Consider the following 16,830-nt stretch of genomic DNA (forward strand, 5'->3'; position numbering starts at 1 on the left):
AAGAAGCCATCTAATACGTCTGTTTAACGGGCAAAAAACCTTACGGTTAGATTGACCAAGTCATGTCAGTGGCATTAATAAAAGTAGTCACAAAGGACTCTAAGCCAGCTTGGTCCATCGCAGAAAAACGGCCAACCTTTGGACTGTCCATATCAAATACTGCGATTAGCTGGCCATCAACCACAACGGGAATAACCACTTCACTTGCCGAGGCGGCATCACAAGCAATATGACCATCAAACGCATGCACATCTTCAATACGTTGCGTTTGCAAGGTCGCTGCGGCGGCGCCACACACACCACGGCCAAATGGAATTCGAGTGCAAGCCACCTTACCCACATAAGGCCCAAGCACCAGCTCTTCACCGCGCACAAAATAAAAGCCAGACCAATTCAAATCGGCCACGGTTTGCATGACAAACGCTGAGAACTGTGCCGCGTTACAAATAAAATCACGTTCGTCGCTGAGCAATGCCGCTAACTGCGAGTTGAGTGCTTGATAAGACTCTTCAAGAGAGCCAGCCGAATGAGTGTCTATGGTAAACATCAGATATCCCGCCGATAAAACAAAACGGGATGATAGCAAAGAGAAAAGACCGACAGGAAAAATAATTGAGAAAATCAGTCTTCAGGCAAGTAAATAGGCCCAAAGACTGATAAACCTTGCCTTTATTTTTTACTCACTTCAACAGCAAGATCATTTACATTCACATGACGCACATCCACACCTTTCACCATAAAGATCAAATGCTGACAGGTGTGACGAGCATGGTCGCCAATACGCTCCAAAGAACGTAATACCCAAATCACATTGATCACACGAGAAATGCTGCGTGGATCTTCCATCATGTAAGTCACTAAGGAGCGCATCGCCGTATTGTATTCTTGATCCACCGTACGATCTTGTTTCGCCACTTTAATCGCCGCATCAATGTCTAAACGAGCATAAGCATCTAACGAGTCATGGATCATTCTAGATACCATTTGGCCAATACGATTAATCTCTACATAACCACGAGGAGACTCGCCTTCATTGATCAAATTCAGCGTCAGGTTAGCAATTTTCTTCGCCTCATCTCCCATTCGCTCAAGCTCACTGACCGCTTTACTGATCGACAGAATCATACGCAAATCCGACGCCGCTGGTTGGCGTTTTGCTAAAATGCGACGACACTCTTCATCAATCAAACCATCTAACTTATTGACTGTAGAGTCTTGATTTTTTACATCTTCCGCCAAAGAACCGTTCGCGTCTAATAAGGCTTGTACTGCGTCTTGAACTTGATTTTCAACCACTCCACCCATGGTCAAAAAGTGTTGGCGAAGCAGTTCCAGCTCGTTGTTAAACTGCTGAGAAATATGATCTGTTGTTAATTCTTTCATAATGCGTCCTCCGCCTAGCCGTAGCGGCCCGTTATGTAGTCTTCTGTTTGTTGTTTGCTTGGGTTAGTGAACAAGGTGTTGGTATCACCAAACTCAATCAAATCCCCCATATACATGAACGCAGTGTAATCAGAAACTCGCGCCGCTTGCTGCATATTGTGAGTCACAATTGCGATAGTGAACTCATTTTTCAGTTCATGGATCAATTCCTCAATCTTCAAGGTTGAAATAGGATCCAATGCCGAAGCAGGCTCATCCAACAATAGCACTTCTGGTTTTACCGCCACCGTACGGGCAATTACTAAGCGTTGTTGCTGACCACCAGACATGCCCAATGCACTCTCGTGTAGACGATCTTTCACTTCGTCCCACAACGCCGCTGAGCGTAGAGCCCACTCGACAGTTTCATCAAGCAAACGTTTTTTATTAATGCCTTGAATACGAAGGCCATACGCCACGTTTTCATAAATACTTTTTGGAAAAGGGTTTGGCTTTTGAAACACCATACCGACTCGACGACGTAGCTCAGCCACATCCGTGCCTTTTTCATAAATATTTTGATTATGCAGATTAATTTGACCCGTAATACGACAGGAATCGACCAAATCATTCATACGATTAAAACAACGTAAAAGCGTCGATTTACCACAACCAGAAGGCCCGATAAACGCGGTCACCTTTTTCTCTGGGATAGTCATGTTCACGCCTTTCAGTGCTTCTTTTTCACCATAATACAGGTGCAAATCGTTTACAGATAGGCAAACGGTTTCATCTTCAATGCGCAACGCCTGTTGGCTACGCTGCATTGCTGAAATATCAATTGAGTGTGTTTTAACGTCGCTCATAATAATCTCTTCTCCGCCGCTTACATTTCCAGCGATTTGTATTTTTCACGTAAATGATTTCGGATGGTTACGGCTGTTAAATTTAACAAAGCAATAACAATCACAAGCAATAAGGCTGTTGCGTACACAAGAGGTCGCGCCGCCTCCACGTTTGGACTTTGGAAACCAACGTCGTAAATATGGAAACCTAAATGCATGAATTTTTGATCTAAATGGATATACGGGTAATTTCCATCCAAAGGCAAAGATGGCGCCAGTTTCACCACACCCACCAACATCAACGGTGCCACTTCACCCGCGGCACGAGCCACAGCCAGAATGACCCCAGTCATAATCGCAGGACTGGCCATTGGTAATACGACTCGCCATAAGGTTTCCGCTTTCGTAGCGCCCAGAGCCAAACTGCCTTCACGAACGTTACGAGGAATACGTGACAAGCCTTCTTCCGTCGCCACAATCACTACCGGCACCGTCAATAACGCGAGCGTGATAGAGGCCCACATCAAGCCACCCGTACCAAAAGTCGGTGATGGCAAAGCTTCCGGGAAGAACGCTTGGTCAATGCCAGAACCTAGGAAATAAATAAAGAAGCCAAGACCAAACACACCGTAAACGATGGAAGGCACACCCGCTAAGTTGTTTACCGCGATGCGAATCGTACGAGTCACCCAACCTTGAGAAGCATATTCACGTAGATACACCGCAGCCACCACACCAAATGGCGTAACCAACACTGTCATCAATAGCACCATCATGACCGTACCAAAAATGGCTGGGAACACACCGCCTTCTGTGTTGGCTTCACGGGGATCATCAGATAAGAATTCCCATACTTTAGTAAAGTAAAAGCCCAACTTCTGAGGTATTCCCATCGCATTAGCACGATAAGCATGAACGATTTTCGCTACTGGCATCTCATGCTCAGAACCATCCATCACTTGTACGACAAAGGTATCTCGGTTGATTTTCGCATACAGGTCGATCAAGCTTTGTTGTAGACCCTTGTACTCTTCATCATATTGACTGCGCTCTGCCGCCAAATCCGCTTCTGCCGCAGGAGTCAGTTTACCTTCTAACTCTAAACGACGTTGCTTAAGGCGAATACGCTCCAGTGCGTAGTTGATCTTACCAATGTCTTTTTTCTCAATCTCATGGATCTGATCGAAGATAACCGTTGCGCGCTCAATACTTTTTTCAAACGTATTCCAGGTTGCCATGGCGGAGTCTGTTGGCGTCAGATCCTTAGTTTCAGAGACGACTTTGCCACTCTCTTTCACCGCTTTTAGGTAACCATATAAATTACCCCATTCACGACGTTCAGCCGTAAACAGCATGTCTGGACGTTTAACATCAGTTAAATATTCATCGATCACCCAACGAAAATCGGAACCGTAGACATCACGGTTACCGGTTTTCATCAGCGTACGTTCCATCAGCTTATGACGATCAGGGATATCAATCCCCGCTTCACGCAATTGCGCCGCGGGCACTTCCACACTCTCGACACGCTCTGCAACAATGTTATAGCCCTTCTCACCAGGTAAAGCATAATGAGCTTCTACCACATCTGCAGGCCAAAAATGCCCTAACCCACGCACCGCAATAAGCAGCAACAAGCCTAAAACCATGATGACAGAAATCGCCACCGCGCCGGCATTTAACCACACCCATGGATCACCAGATTTAACCCATTCGGATACGGATTTTTTCTTCATTTTCATTTGAGTACTCATTATAACGACCCGTATTTTTTGCGTAGGTGCTGACGCACGGTTTCAGCGATTGTGTTCACCACGAACGTGAAGATGAAGAGCACAAACGCCGCCAAGAACAAGATACGATAGTGAGAGCTACCCACTTCAGATTCCGGCACTTCCACCGCCAAGTTGGCGGCCAGTGTGCGCATACCTTCGAAGATATTGAAATCCATGATTGGCGTGTTACCTGTCGCCATCAACACGATCATGGTTTCACCGACGGCACGGCCCATACCAATCATCACGGCAGAGAAAATACCAGGACTCGCCGTTGGTAAAACCACACGGGTCATGGTTTGCCAATAAGTTGCCCCCAAAGCTAATGAGCCTTGCGTTAACGCTTTTGGCACACTAAAAATAGCATCTTCAGTAATGGAGAAAATCGTCGGGATAACCGCAAAGCCCATGGCAAATCCCACCACCAGCGCATTTCGTTGGTCAAAGGTGATACCAAGATCATGGGTAATCCAGCCGCGAATGTTGCCATCAAAAAAGTTCAACTCAATGATTGGGCTCATCGCCAAACAGAACCAAGCAAGGAAGACGATGACAGGAATCAGCAACAATGGCTGCCAACCTTCTGGCACCAACCAACGAATTTGCTGTGGCAAACGAGACCAAGTATAAGCAAATAAAAGAATCCCCACCGGTAGGACGACAAAGACACTAAAGGTCGCGGCTAGGTTTTCCTCTAGGAAAGGCGCAAAGAACAAACCCGCTAAGAAGCCCAAAATTACAGTAGGTAAGGCCTCCATCAGTTCGATAACAGGTTTGATTTTGCGGCGTAGCGCTGGTGCCATGAAGTAAGCCGTATAAATCGCTCCACAAATGGCCAAAGGCACCGCCATCAACATGGCATAGAATGCCGCTTTAATAGTACCAAACGCCAATGGCATCAAGCTGTATTTTGGCTCGAAGTCGTTGTTAGCTGCCGAAGACTGCCAAGTATAGGTTGGCTCTTGATAACCTTCGTACCACACTTTGCCCCATAAAGAAGACCAAGACACTTCTGGATGCTCATTATCGACATGAAAGAAATGCAAGCCTTTATCGTCTTCTAACAACAAACCATTCGCACGCGGTGCAAAACTGATTAAGCGAGCATTATCGTCACTCAATTTTTCGTCCAGTACTTGGCGTGTAGACGTGGCATTATAAATCGCTACTAAGCCACGCTCATCCAAGGTAGCAAAGCCCTTACGGCGTTGCTCCATCGCCATATCGACAATCGCGACAGGCTGCTTCACGTCACGTATGAAGGTCAACTTTTCTTCATTGGTTTTGTCATCACGAACGTTAAACCATTGACTCACTCGGCCAGTAGAATCCGCCACCATGATAGACGACTTACCTAATAAATACGTCATTGAAACCAGCTTGGTGTTGGCGTCTTTGAACAAAGGTATTTCATCTTTTAACTGGATATTATCGAAATCTCGTAAATCGAATTCACTCAATTCCCCAGAGCGGGTTGCCACATAAAGGTAACGTTGGTCACCGCTAAGCAGCATACTAGCCACGTCAGGAACAAATGGCAGAGGCTCACTTTGCTCACTCAATTCAACTTCATCCGTGATAAAGTTCACATCTTTGGTGACTTTGGTAATGGCGCTTTTTTGCTCGCCAATCGCCGCCATAGTAAGACTGTCACTACCATCGCGAAGTGCTAACTTTTGAATTGAAAAGTCAGCGACGTCAATTGGCTCTTCACCATATGGATATTCTACAACTGGTGTGATTTTACGCTTGCCATCAGGATAGGACGTTTTGTAGGCATGCTTAACAATCAGTGCCTTGCCGTCTTCGTAACCAAATGCCATTAAATGACTGGTATCCGATTCCACAGCAAACGCGGTCACTTTCTCAGTACGAGGATTTTTTACCGTGTTGATGACATGACCATCGGCAACAGAGAAGAAGACAATACTGCCATTGCTTGCCACTCGCATGCCGACTTCAGCTTGTTCTTCTGTCGTTAAGTAGAGACTGTCGCCTTGATCCTGCGCAGGCAATGAATAGCTTGCCTCCAGATCAACACTGGCGCTAGAAAACAATGGCGCCACTTCATACAGTAAATAGAAGCAAATTAGAAGTACAGCCAGTATGACACTGCTACCTCCAACGGCAATACCCATCCCAGCCATACGGTCTTTCAGGGCGCGAATTTTTCGATGACGCTTTAAAGCTGGCGTATTGAAATCCAGTTCAGGCATCTGATGGTCAGTTGATTTAGTCATCCGCTTTCATCTTTGTTGTGTGACGTTTTTATGTGACAGTAGTGTGACACCCATATATGACAGTAGTGTGACAGGCTACGAAACAAAGAAAATAGGAGAGCATTTCGGCCCTCCTATTTTAAGTATCTCATTCGTAGCTCACTACAGCGTTACTTAGTTAATACCTAAATCTTTCAAGTATTTAGTAGCCACTTTAGCTGGTAGAGGAACGTAGCCATCTTTTACAACAACCTGTTGGCCCATTTTAGACAGAACCATTTTTATGAATTCACGTTGTAGTGGTGCAAGCGGCTTATTAGGCGCTTTGTTTACGTAAACGTATAGGAAGCGAGACAATGGGTATTTACCTGTTGCCGCGTTTTCAACCGTTGCATCGATGAATTTACCACCTTCTTTCTTGGTCAAAGGTACAGCACGTACAGAAGAGGTTTTGTAACCGATACCAGAGTAACCAATACCGTTAAGAGAAGTAGAAACAGACTGAACAACAGAAGCCGATCCTGGTTGCTCGTTTACACTGTTTTTGTAGTCACCTTTGAAAAGTGCGTGCTCTTTAAAGTAACCGTAAGTGCCAGACACAGAGTTACGACCAAACAATTGAATGTCACGGTTCGCCCAAGCGCCAGTCAAACCTGCTTTACCCCAAGTCGTGATGTCTTCTTTATGACCACCTTTACGAGTAGAAGAGAAAATCGCATCGACTTCAGGAAGAGACAAACCTTTGATTGGGTTATCTTTGTGTACAAAAACCGCTAGAGCATCGATCGCCACTGGAATAGCGGTTGGCTTGTAACCGTATTTTTTCTCAAACGCAGCCACTTCTTTGTCTTTCATCATACGAGACATAGGACCGAAGTTAGACGTACCTTCTGTCAACGCTGGTGGCGCAGTAGAAGAACCAGCTGCTTGAATTTGAATGTTTACATTTGGGTATAAACGTTTGAAATCTTCCGCCCACAATGTCATTAGATTTGCTAGGGTGTCAGAGCCAACACTTGAAATATTGCCAGAAACGCCACTTGCTTTGCTGTAAGACATCAAATTTGAATCAACATCTGCAAAAGCGTTAACAGAAACGCCTACTGCCGCTGTCATCGCTAAACCTGCAACTAGTTTTTTCATCACATAAACCTCAGTGGTTGTAGTCAAATATTTATGAGCAACTGCCCATAGCTCGTTCGATGTTTTGTACTATAGAAAAGTTATGTGACAAAAATGTTAAACAATGAAATATTTCAAAAAAATTTTATTCCGCTTTACCAAAGCCAACAGATTCGCGGCCTAGAATGGCAACCCACCTCTTCTCATTCTGTATTTTCCTTTTTCATACCAAAAAAGCCGCTTAATTACCGTTAAATCACCTCTAACTTGCCTTTCATATCATCTGAAATATTCCCAAGCACTGTGTTATCCAATAGACTAACTGTCCGGATTTTCTGGGCTAAAGTCCGATTATAATGATTAAAAACTGTGGGTATTTTAATGTTAAACAAATTGGTCAGTTCAGCTGAGGCGATTTCTCACTATATGGGAAGATGCGTTGCTTGGCTTACATTAGCGATGATGCTACTTACCTGTCTCATCGTACTTTTGCGTTATGGCTTCGATATTGGTGCGATTGCGTTACAAGAATCCGTGCTTTATATGCACGCCATCGTCTTTATGTTGGGGGCAGCCTATACCTTTAAAGATGACGAACACGTTCGCGTTGATGTTTTTTACCGTGACTTCTCTGTCACCAAAAAAGCGTGGGTAAACATCATTGGCGGCCTTTTCTTCCTATTGCCATTCACCATTTACACTGCGTATTTGAGTTTAGATTATGTGAGTGCTTCTTGGCGCGTCTTAGAAACCTCTCCTGAACCTGGCGGCCTACCTTTTGTGTACCTGCTAAAAACGCTTATTCCTATCATGATGGTCAGTATGATCATTCAAGGTACGGCTGATATTTTGAAAAATATTGGTGTAGTCACAGCAGCACGAACCGCAAAAGGACAAAACTAATGGCTGAATTTATTCCTTTATGGCTCTTTGCCGGTGTGTGTATTTGCCTACTATTCGGTTACCCAGTCGCCTTCTCTCTGGGTGGCACAGCGCTTATCTTTGCTGCTGTGGGCTCTATGTTTGGTACCTTTGATAGCGTTTTCCTTGAAGCGCTACCAAACCGCTTATTTGGGATTATTGGCAACGAAACACTCATCGCTGTTCCGCTTTTTGTCCTAATGGGCGTTTTGCTCGAAAAGTCAAAGTTAGCGGAAAAGCTACTTGATTCCATGGCCATGTTGTTTGGTACTTTGCGTGGTGGTTTGGGTATTTCGGTTATTTTGGTCGGTATGTTACTGGCTGCCAGCACCGGTATTGTCGGCGCAACGGTAGTGACTATGGGGATGATCTCCTTACCAACCATGTTACGCCGCGGTTACGATCCCTCTTTAGCGGCAGGGACGATTTGTGCCACGGGTACGCTAGGTCAAATCATTCCACCCTCCATTGCCTTGGTTTTATTAGGCGACGTGATGTCCAATGCGTACCAAAAAGCGCAATTGGAAATGGGAATTTTCTCACCTAAAACCATCTCTGTGGGCGACCTGTTTGTTGGTGCCTTGATCCCCGGTTTGATTTTGGTTGGTCTGTATATTCTTTACGTCATCATGGTCGCATGGTTACAACCTCATAAAGCACCAGCGGTTCCTCGTGACGAATTACGCAATGGCTCAACAGAATCATTAGCCGTTCAACTCTTTAAAGGCTTGGTGCCACCTTTGGTGCTGATCTTTGCTGTGTTGGGGTCCATTCTTAGTGGTATTGCGACGCCAACCGAAGCCGCTGGTGTGGGAGCGTTAGGCGCCGCACTACTGGCATTAGGCAGTGGTAAGCTCAGCTTGGCAACCTTAAAAGATGCCGTCTATTCGACCACAAAAGTCACCTGTATGGTGTTCATGATCTTGATCGGTGCCTCCTTATTTTCTTTGGTGTTCCGAGGATTTGGCGGTGAAGAATTAATCCAAGATTTCTTCTCTCAACTTCCTGGTGGCGTTGTTGGCGCGATGATCGTCGTCATGTTGCTAATGTTCTTCCTTGGCTTCATCCTAGACTTCATCGAAATCACCTTTGTAGTGGTACCGATTGTTGCCCCTGTTCTGCTGGCTATGGGTTTAGACCCTGTATGGTTAGGTATTATGATGGCGATTAACCTACAGACCTCCTTCCTAACGCCACCGTTTGGCTTTGCTTTGTTCTATCTGCGTGGCGTTGCGCCACCAGAGCTAAAAACCCAAGCGATATACAAAGGGGTGATTCCGTTTATATTAATACAAGTGTTTGTACTAATAATGTTGTCTATCTGGCCAGACCTAGTCACTTGGCTGCCAGAACAAGTCTACGCTGACTAGCCCATTTAGGAGCTCAAAATGAAAGCAATGCAAATGACAAATTATGGTCCAGCCAGCGATTTATCGCTGGTTGATGCGAAGAAACCCAGCATTAACGAAGAGCAGATATTGGTTCAAGTTGGTGCTGCTGGCGTCAACCCAGTGGACACCTATATCCGCTCGGGTACCAACAACTATTCCGCTACTTTCCCTCATACTCCAGGATCGGATGGCGCGGGTACGATTGTTGAATTGGGAGCGAATGTCACAGGGTTCGAAGTGGGACAGCGAGTCTACTTTAGCCGTAACCTAACCGGTTCTTCCGCTGAGTTTGCCGCTTGCGCAGCGACTCACACTTACCCATTGGCCGATGCGTTGTCTTTCGAAGAAGGCGCTTGCCTTGGTATTCCTTACACCACAGCTCACCGCGCCTTGTTTGGCCGCGCCAATGGCAAAGCTGGCGATAAAGTCTTAGTACATGGTGCAACAGGCGCTGTGGGCATTGCGACCGTACAACTGGCCTTGGCGGCTGGTATGGACGTGGTGGCCAGTGCTGGCACAGCCGCTGGTGCGGATTTATTGCGTCAGCAGGGTGTGAAAAACGTCATTATGCACAATGAAGCGGATCACCTTACGCCTTTTCAATCACTAGAAGCCGGCTTCGATATCGTTATCGAGATGCTAGCCAACCATAACTTGGATCAAGACTTAAAGGCCTTGGCCTTTGGTGGTTGTGTGGCGGTCGTGGGAAACCGAGGCACGGTTGAGATTAACCCTCGTGATCTAATGGCTCGCGATGCGGCTGTGGTTGGTGTGGCCTTGGCAAATGTCAAACCTGCCGAGTTAGCGCTGATTGCGAAGTCCTTGCGTCCATTATTGGAAAAAGGGGTGATCAAACCTGTCATTCGTCAAAGTTACCCACTTACTGAATTAGCGAAAGCACATGACGATGTATTAAAGCCTGGTGCATTAGGCAATTTAGTAATTCAGGTTAAATAACCAGAAATACGGCGCTTGATTTGTTCTGAATCAGATTAAGCGCCGTTATTGTTTTCCCCTCAATACGTCTAGTTATTCACTTTAAAGACACTATTTGTGCAGTAAAATCCGACATCTTCACAAAAATACGCTACTAAAGCCGCCTTAAGGCCGCTATACTTTCCTATTAATGTTTTAATCAAAAGGCGCATTTTGACTCAGTCTGATTCCGATGTTTTCAGCCTGCCTGAGGAAGCGGAAGCCCACGATCACGATTACCATCAATTGGTCGTTGTGCTCGATGGCAATACCGATTTCGATATAGAAGGCAAAGGCAAACAATTGCATACTGGCGAAGGTTGTATTCTTCCTTCGGAGAACAGTCATGCCTTTGCCGGTCTGGGTGAAAATCGTATTATGGTGGTCAACCTGCCTATTCCGCCACAAAAAAGCATTACCGACGAAGAGTACGAAGTCGTCTCACGCCTATTTGATCAGGCGGCGTATTTCCAGCTTAATCCACGCTTGCAAATACTGGCTTCCGCCCTATCGGGTGAGCTACAACAGTACCCTAATGATACAATTCTAGCTCGCGCCTGCGGCAACACCTTGCTGAGTGCCATTCGCCATCAAATCAACAACAAAGATGTTCGCTCCCGCGGTAACCATTTGGATATTGATAAACTGGATCAATTTATTGAACTGAATTTGTCTCGTCGTGTTCATATTGATCAACTGGCGAACTTCTGCTTTTTGAGTGTCAGCCAATTTCACGAACGCTTCAAAGACCGCACTGGTATGACACCGCATCAGTATTTGATGCGCAAACGTTTAGAACGCGCCCAAAGTTTACTTACAGAAGGCTTTCCACCTATTCAAGTAGCGGAAATGTGTGGTTTTTCAAGTCAAAGCGCCATGACCAATGTATTTTCTCAAACCCTAGGAATCACTCCGTTAAAATATCAAAAGCAGTTTAGTGCCCGCTAAGTGCTTCCACTCCCCTAATGCAAAAGCACCTATTTGACCAACGTTTTTAGTATTTTTTTGCCCCATATTATTGGGGAACGATAAATCACTGCTATGCTTATTCTTGTCCAGTCGGACTTTCTTATAAAAAAAAACGATTTTTTCGAAAGACAGTTCATCCACTCTGTCACTAAAGTGTCAGCATTATCCAGACATGCATTTTTTGATTAGGCAGAGTAAAAAATAATCAAAAAGCGCTAACTGCTCTATAACAATATGCGGCCTTAATAAAGGACCATTGGGTTCTTTATAGTAACGCGGGAGAATCCAACCATGTTTAAAGCGATTGAGGTATTACAGCCTAACTTCATTCAGCGTCCACTCAATGAATTGTGGCAGCTCATTTCCCCTCTTTATAATATGGACGAAGAGAAATGGTTAAAGGAATTATTACCTTTGGCAAAGCCCACTGAGGCAGAGCTAGAAAACCAAACCAATGCCGCGGCAAACTTGATTACTGAAGTCCGTAAAGACGACGACAGTATGTCTATGATTGATGCACTGCTATTGGAATACAGCTTAGACACCAAAGAAGGCATTTTGCTAATGTGTTTGGCCGAAGCCCTAATGCGCGTGCCAGATAAAGAAACCGCTGATGCTTTCATCAAAGACCGTTTAAGTGTTGCTGATTGGGCATCTCACGCAAAAAATTCGGACTCCTTCTTCGTGAATGCTTCTACTTGGGGCTTATTGTTGACGGGTAAAATCGTCACAATGGACGAAAGAAAAGATGGCTCACCAGCGAATTTAGTGAACCGGATGGTAAACCGTGTTTCTGAGCCGGTGATTCGCAAAGCAATGAACCAAGCCATGAAAATCATGGGGCATCAATTCGTTCTAGGCCGCAGCATTGAAGAAGCCCTATCGCGTGGTAAAGGCTATCGCGACAAAGGCTATACCTACTCTTTCGATATGCTGGGTGAAGCCGCGCTAACGGCCAGCGATGCAGACAAATACCTCAAGTCTTACATGCAAGCGGTTGAGTCCGTAGGCAAAGATACTTACAGCAAAGGCTACCGTCCGACAATTTCTATCAAATTGTCTGCATTGCACCCTCGTTATGAAGTAGGCTGTGAAGAACGCGTCATGACAGAGCTTTTCGACAGTGTCAAAGCATTGATCATCAAAGCACGTTCCTTAAATGTCGGCATCACTATTGATGCGGAAGAAGCTGATCGCCTAGAGCTTTCTTTGCACTTATTTGAAAAGCTTTACCGCGACGAATGCGCAAAAGGTTGGGGCTTGTTTGGTCTTGTTGTTCAAGCGTACTCAAAACGCGCGTTACCGGTTTTAGTTTGGTTAGCGGCACTGTCTAAAGAGCAAGGCGACCGCATTCCTGTTCGTCTTGTAAAAGGCGCTTACTGGGATTCTGAAATCAAACTATGCCAACAACGCGGCATCAATGGTTACCCAGTCTACACTCGTAAAGAAGCGACGGATGTCTCCTATCTAGCCTGTGCGCACTTCTTACTGAGTGAACACACCCGCGCCAATATTTTCCCGCAGTTTGCGAGCCACAATGCCCATACCATTGCGACAATTAGCTGCATTGCTAAGCAGCTTGGCGCAAGCACAGAAGAGTATGAATTCCAGCGCCTACACGGTATGGGAGATGCGCTTTACAACCGCCTCATTAAAGACAACGACATCTGCGTACGTATCTATGCGCCAGTGGGCAGCCACAAGGACTTGCTTCCTTACTTAGTTCGTCGTTTGCTAGAAAACGGCGCGAACAGCTCTTTCGTTCACCGCCTCATTGATGCCAGCTACCCTGTGGAAGATCTGATCGGTCACCCAGTGACAACGCTTGAAAGCCGTAAGTCACTGGCAAATCCTCACATCAATTTACCAGCCAACTTGTTTGATGATCGCAAGAACTCCTTTGGTCCTAATATCGAAATCGACTCTGATTGGACGCCGTTTAAAGCCAAAATCGATGCCTTCATGGGACAAGATACCCAGTGGCGCGCTTTCCCAATCGTGGGAGGTGAAAAAATCGCAACCGGTCAAACGCATGTGATTGCAAGCCCTTACGACCACAGCGAAACCGCAGGTCAGATTGATTGGGCAAACGCAGAGACAGTGACCAAAGCCATCGACCTTGCTGAAGCCGCTTTTCCTGCATGGTCTGCGCGTCCAGCAACAGAACGAGCAGATTGCCTAGATAAAATGGCTGACTTGATGGAAGAAAACTACGCGGAATTGATGGCACTTTGCCACCGTGAAGCCGGTAAAACCATTCAAGACAGCATCGACGAAGTACGTGAAGCCGTGGATTTCTGTCGCTACTACGCGCAACAAGCCCGTAGCCACTTTGCGAATCCAACACATTACACGGATTTCTTAGGCAATGAGAAACAAGCTAAGCTAAACGGCCGTGGCGTGTTCACCTGCATCAGCCCATGGAACTTCCCACTGGCCATCTTTACTGGCCAAGTGGTTGCCGCTCTTGTAGTTGGTAACACAGTCGTAGCAAAACCGGCAGAACAAACCAGCTTAATCGCATTCCGTGCTATCGAAATGCTCCATGAAGCGGGTGTACCGACAGATGTACTGCACTTGTTACCAGGTGACGGCGCCACCGTTGGTGCTCCACTTACTAGCGACAAGCGCATTGCTGGTCTTGCCTTCACAGGTTCCACAGGTACCGCACAATTGATCAACCGCACGTTAGCGGCTCGCGGCGTTGTGCCAGTGCCAGTGATCGCCGAAACAGGCGGTCAAAACGCTATGTTGGTTGACTCCACGTCTTTGCCAGAGCAAGTGGTACGTGATGCAGTTCGTTCTGCCTTTGCTTCAGCTGGGCAACGCTGTTCTGCTTTGCGCGTATTGTTTGTTCAAGCCGACATTGCTGATCGCGTTATCCCGATGATTAAAGGCGCTATGGCTGAACAAAGTGTGGGCTTACCTTACCTTCACAGTACCGATGTTGGCCCTGTTATCGATAAAAAAGCACAGAAAATGCTGCTCGATCACATTGAACACATGAGCAAAGAAAGCAAACTTATCGCTCAAGCGGAGCTACCTGACTTTGCCGAAAAAGGCACTTTCGTTGCACCAACGGCGTTTGAAATTAGCAGCATTGACCAGCTAACCGATGAGAAATTTGGCCCTATTCTGCACGTTGTACGCTATAAAGCACGCGACTTAGATAAGATCATCGATACCATCAATAACTCAGGCTTTGGCCTGACTATGGGTGTTCACAGCCGTAACGAAACCACCTGTGCGCGCATTGCGAGCCGTGCTCGCGTGGGTAACCTCTATATCAACCGCGACCAAGTGGGCGCCGTTGTTGGTGTTCAACCTTTCGGTGGACAGGGTTTATCAGGCACAGGACCAAAAGCTGGTGGTCCTCATTACCTTCAACGCTTCGCTATTGAGCAAGACCTTTAAGGGGAGACATTACTATGACAATCGTACAACCTATCCAAATTCAGGTCGCTCAAAAAGTCTTCGAAGCCTGGGACAAACTTGGCGTCAGTGGTCGTGCAGAAAAACTGCAAAAGGCCCTTAGCTCTTTCCCTAGCGAACAAGGAAAAATGGCCGCTTGGCAAATTGATAACGCGCAAAAATCCATTGCTCAAACTCGCGTTATGCCAGGACCAACCGGCGAGCGCAATGAGCTATCTAACCAAGGCCGAGGCCCTTTTCTTTGCATGTCTTTTATCGAAAATGATAAGACAAAAGTGGGCTTAGTGGGTCAAGTGTTTGCAGCGCTAATTGCAGGTAACCCAGTGATTACGGTTGGCCCATCAGGTCAAGAAATCATGGACATCATTTCTCCTTTCGTGGCAGAAGGGGTCATACAAAACATTGCTGAATCGGCTCAAGATTCTTTGATTGAAGCGAACCACCTTGCTGGTATCGCAACGCTTTGTGACTCTATGCAAGCCCAACAGTTGAGCCAGCGTCTTGCAAAGAAAAGTGGCTTAATTTGCCAATTGATTGAAGAAACCGATGCGGAAAACCTCAGTGTTATTGCCAAACCGCATTACATTCTTCGCTTTGTCACAGAGCGTACTGTGTCTAACAACACAACCGCCATTGGTGGTAACGCCACACTGCTCGAATTAGGCAGTATGAACGACTAACCTCGGTTCGAAAAAAGACACAGGCAATAATACATAGCCCTTTTTGGTTACAAAAAAAGGGCTATTTTTTTATGTGTTAACGGCTTCTATGGGGCGATTTTCAGAGGTAATAGAGCGTTCTCCCATGCCTTGATAAAGCGTCGACGCTTGGAATCATCCAGATACACCATTAAGGCAGGGCCTAAAGGAATAGGATGAAAGTTAATCGTCCGATCTTGCTGACCTTGCTGTGATACCAAGGATTCAATATCGGGAGATAACGCCACCAGCTCACTTCTTTTAGCAATCACATCTTGTCCCTTTGCAGAAATTAAGAAGTTCACAAAATGCTGAGCGTTCGTCGTATGCTTGGCCTGTTTAGAAATAAAGGCGGCTCGACTCACAACCAAAGCATAGTCTTGTGGAATCACCACGCCAATACGATGATCACGCCTCTCTCTAGCAAGAGAATAAGACCCTAATAAATTGTACCCAAAAATCAGCTCCCCAGAGGCAATGTCATCCAACAATCTCGATGTTTGACCATAAACCTTAGTACGAGCACGCCCTAAACTTTCTTGTAAACGCCCACTAATACTAGAAGTTACTTCATCCTGCGTCGCTACCAGATAGCCAATACCAGAGCGACGAGCATCATAAGACCCCACTTTGTGAGCAAAGAAGGTATCGTCAATACGCATGGCACTTGCCAAAGATTCATGAGTAAGCGGAATCGCTTTTTCTTTAAAAGCTTGCTTGTTGTAAACAAAAACGATCGGCTCATAGGTAAAGCCAACCACTTCATTGCGCCAATTCGCCCAGCTCGGCAATGCCGTAACCGCTTCACCTTCTATGGGTTGTGCGTAACCATCATTGACCAAGCGAACTTGCAAATCCATAGCCGAACTAATCACCACATCGGGCTGCTCATCTAGCGGCTTGGCTCTAATCGCGCGATCTAATTCTTGCGTATTAAACTCATGATACTCGAGTGTTATTTGCGGGTTTTCATGACGAAACACGGCCAATACAGAGGCAATGGCTTTAGTGTCTGTTGCACTGTAAATGATTAATTTACTCCGCTCCCCATCCAGGTCAGCAGTGAGTCCTTCAGCACTGACTCGAGCAAGTATCAGGACCATACCAGCGAATACCCACAT

The 16,830-nt window shown here is 46.0% G+C and carries 13 protein-coding genes; 6 read left to right on the top strand and 7 right to left on the bottom strand.

Going from position 1 to position 16,830, the window contains the following annotated elements:
- Positions 1–46: 46 nt before the first annotated feature.
- From msrC to C0J08_RS22010, 6 genes are all read right to left on the bottom strand, one after another.
- Positions 47–547 carry a free L-methionine (R)-S-oxide reductase MsrC gene (gene msrC, locus C0J08_RS21985; RefSeq protein ID WP_212653985.1) on the bottom strand — a complete coding sequence of 167 codons (501 nt, stop codon included), beginning with the start codon at positions 545–547 and terminating at the stop codon, positions 47–49.
- Between the two features lie 122 nt (positions 548–669).
- Positions 670–1,383 carry a phosphate signaling complex protein PhoU gene (gene phoU, locus C0J08_RS21990; RefSeq protein WP_212653986.1) on the bottom strand — a complete coding sequence of 238 codons (714 nt, stop codon included), beginning with the start codon at positions 1,381–1,383 and terminating at the stop codon, positions 670–672.
- A 14-nt stretch (positions 1,384–1,397) separates the two neighbouring features.
- On the bottom strand, positions 1,398–2,228 hold the full coding sequence (gene pstB / locus C0J08_RS21995; protein ID WP_212653987.1) for a phosphate ABC transporter ATP-binding protein PstB: 831 nt from the start codon (positions 2,226–2,228) through the stop codon (positions 1,398–1,400).
- A 20-nt stretch (positions 2,229–2,248) separates the two neighbouring features.
- Positions 2,249–3,949 carry a phosphate ABC transporter permease PstA gene (pstA, locus tag C0J08_RS22000; protein WP_212653988.1) on the bottom strand — a complete coding sequence of 567 codons (1,701 nt, stop codon included), beginning with the start codon at positions 3,947–3,949 and terminating at the stop codon, positions 2,249–2,251.
- 11 nt (positions 3,950–3,960) lie between these two features.
- Entirely contained in the window at positions 3,961–6,222 is a 2,262-nt protein-coding gene (locus tag C0J08_RS22005) for an ABC transporter permease subunit (protein ID WP_212653989.1), read from the bottom strand.
- Positions 6,223–6,375: 153 nt separating this feature from the next.
- Positions 6,376–7,344, bottom strand: a complete 969-nt coding sequence (locus tag C0J08_RS22010; protein WP_212653990.1) for a PstS family phosphate ABC transporter substrate-binding protein — start codon at positions 7,342–7,344, stop codon at positions 6,376–6,378.
- A 360-nt stretch (positions 7,345–7,704) separates the two neighbouring features.
- On the opposite strand from C0J08_RS22010, the gene C0J08_RS22015 reads away from it, so the two are divergent.
- The 6 genes from C0J08_RS22015 to C0J08_RS22040 all read left to right on the top strand — a co-directional run bounded on the left by C0J08_RS22015 (position 7,705) and on the right by C0J08_RS22040 (position 15,691).
- The gene (locus C0J08_RS22015; protein WP_212653991.1) at positions 7,705–8,226 is read left to right on the top strand and encodes a TRAP transporter small permease subunit; all 522 of its coding nucleotides are present in this window, start codon (positions 7,705–7,707) and stop codon (positions 8,224–8,226) included.
- The gene (locus C0J08_RS22020) at positions 8,226–9,614 is read left to right on the top strand and encodes a TRAP transporter large permease (protein ID WP_212653992.1); all 1,389 of its coding nucleotides are present in this window, start codon (positions 8,226–8,228) and stop codon (positions 9,612–9,614) included. The genes C0J08_RS22015 and C0J08_RS22020 overlap by 1 nt, the downstream gene beginning before the upstream one ends.
- 18 nt (positions 9,615–9,632) lie before the next feature.
- Positions 9,633–10,592 (top strand): NADPH:quinone reductase, encoded by a 960-nt coding sequence (locus C0J08_RS22025; protein WP_212653993.1) that lies wholly within the window; start codon positions 9,633–9,635, stop codon positions 10,590–10,592.
- Between the two features lie 192 nt (positions 10,593–10,784).
- Complete coding sequence (locus C0J08_RS22030; protein WP_212653994.1) at positions 10,785–11,558, top strand: helix-turn-helix domain-containing protein; 774 nt, start codon at positions 10,785–10,787, stop codon at positions 11,556–11,558.
- Positions 11,559–11,870: 312 nt separating this feature from the next.
- Complete coding sequence (gene putA / locus C0J08_RS22035; RefSeq protein ID WP_212653995.1) at positions 11,871–14,993, top strand: bifunctional proline dehydrogenase/L-glutamate gamma-semialdehyde dehydrogenase PutA; 3,123 nt, start codon at positions 11,871–11,873, stop codon at positions 14,991–14,993.
- Between the two features lie 14 nt (positions 14,994–15,007).
- Positions 15,008–15,691, top strand: coding sequence for a 1-pyrroline-5-carboxylate dehydrogenase (locus tag C0J08_RS22040; RefSeq protein ID WP_212653996.1), 684 nt, complete (start codon positions 15,008–15,010; stop codon positions 15,689–15,691).
- A gap of 86 nt (positions 15,692–15,777) precedes the next feature.
- On the opposite strand, the gene C0J08_RS22045 is transcribed toward C0J08_RS22040, so the two are convergent.
- The gene (locus C0J08_RS22045; protein WP_212653997.1) at positions 15,778–16,830 is read right to left on the bottom strand and encodes an ABC transporter substrate-binding protein; all 1,053 of its coding nucleotides are present in this window, start codon (positions 16,828–16,830) and stop codon (positions 15,778–15,780) included.

The organism is Marinomonas sp. CT5 (assembly GCF_018336975.1).
GTDB lineage: Bacteria > Pseudomonadota > Gammaproteobacteria > Pseudomonadales > Marinomonadaceae > Marinomonas.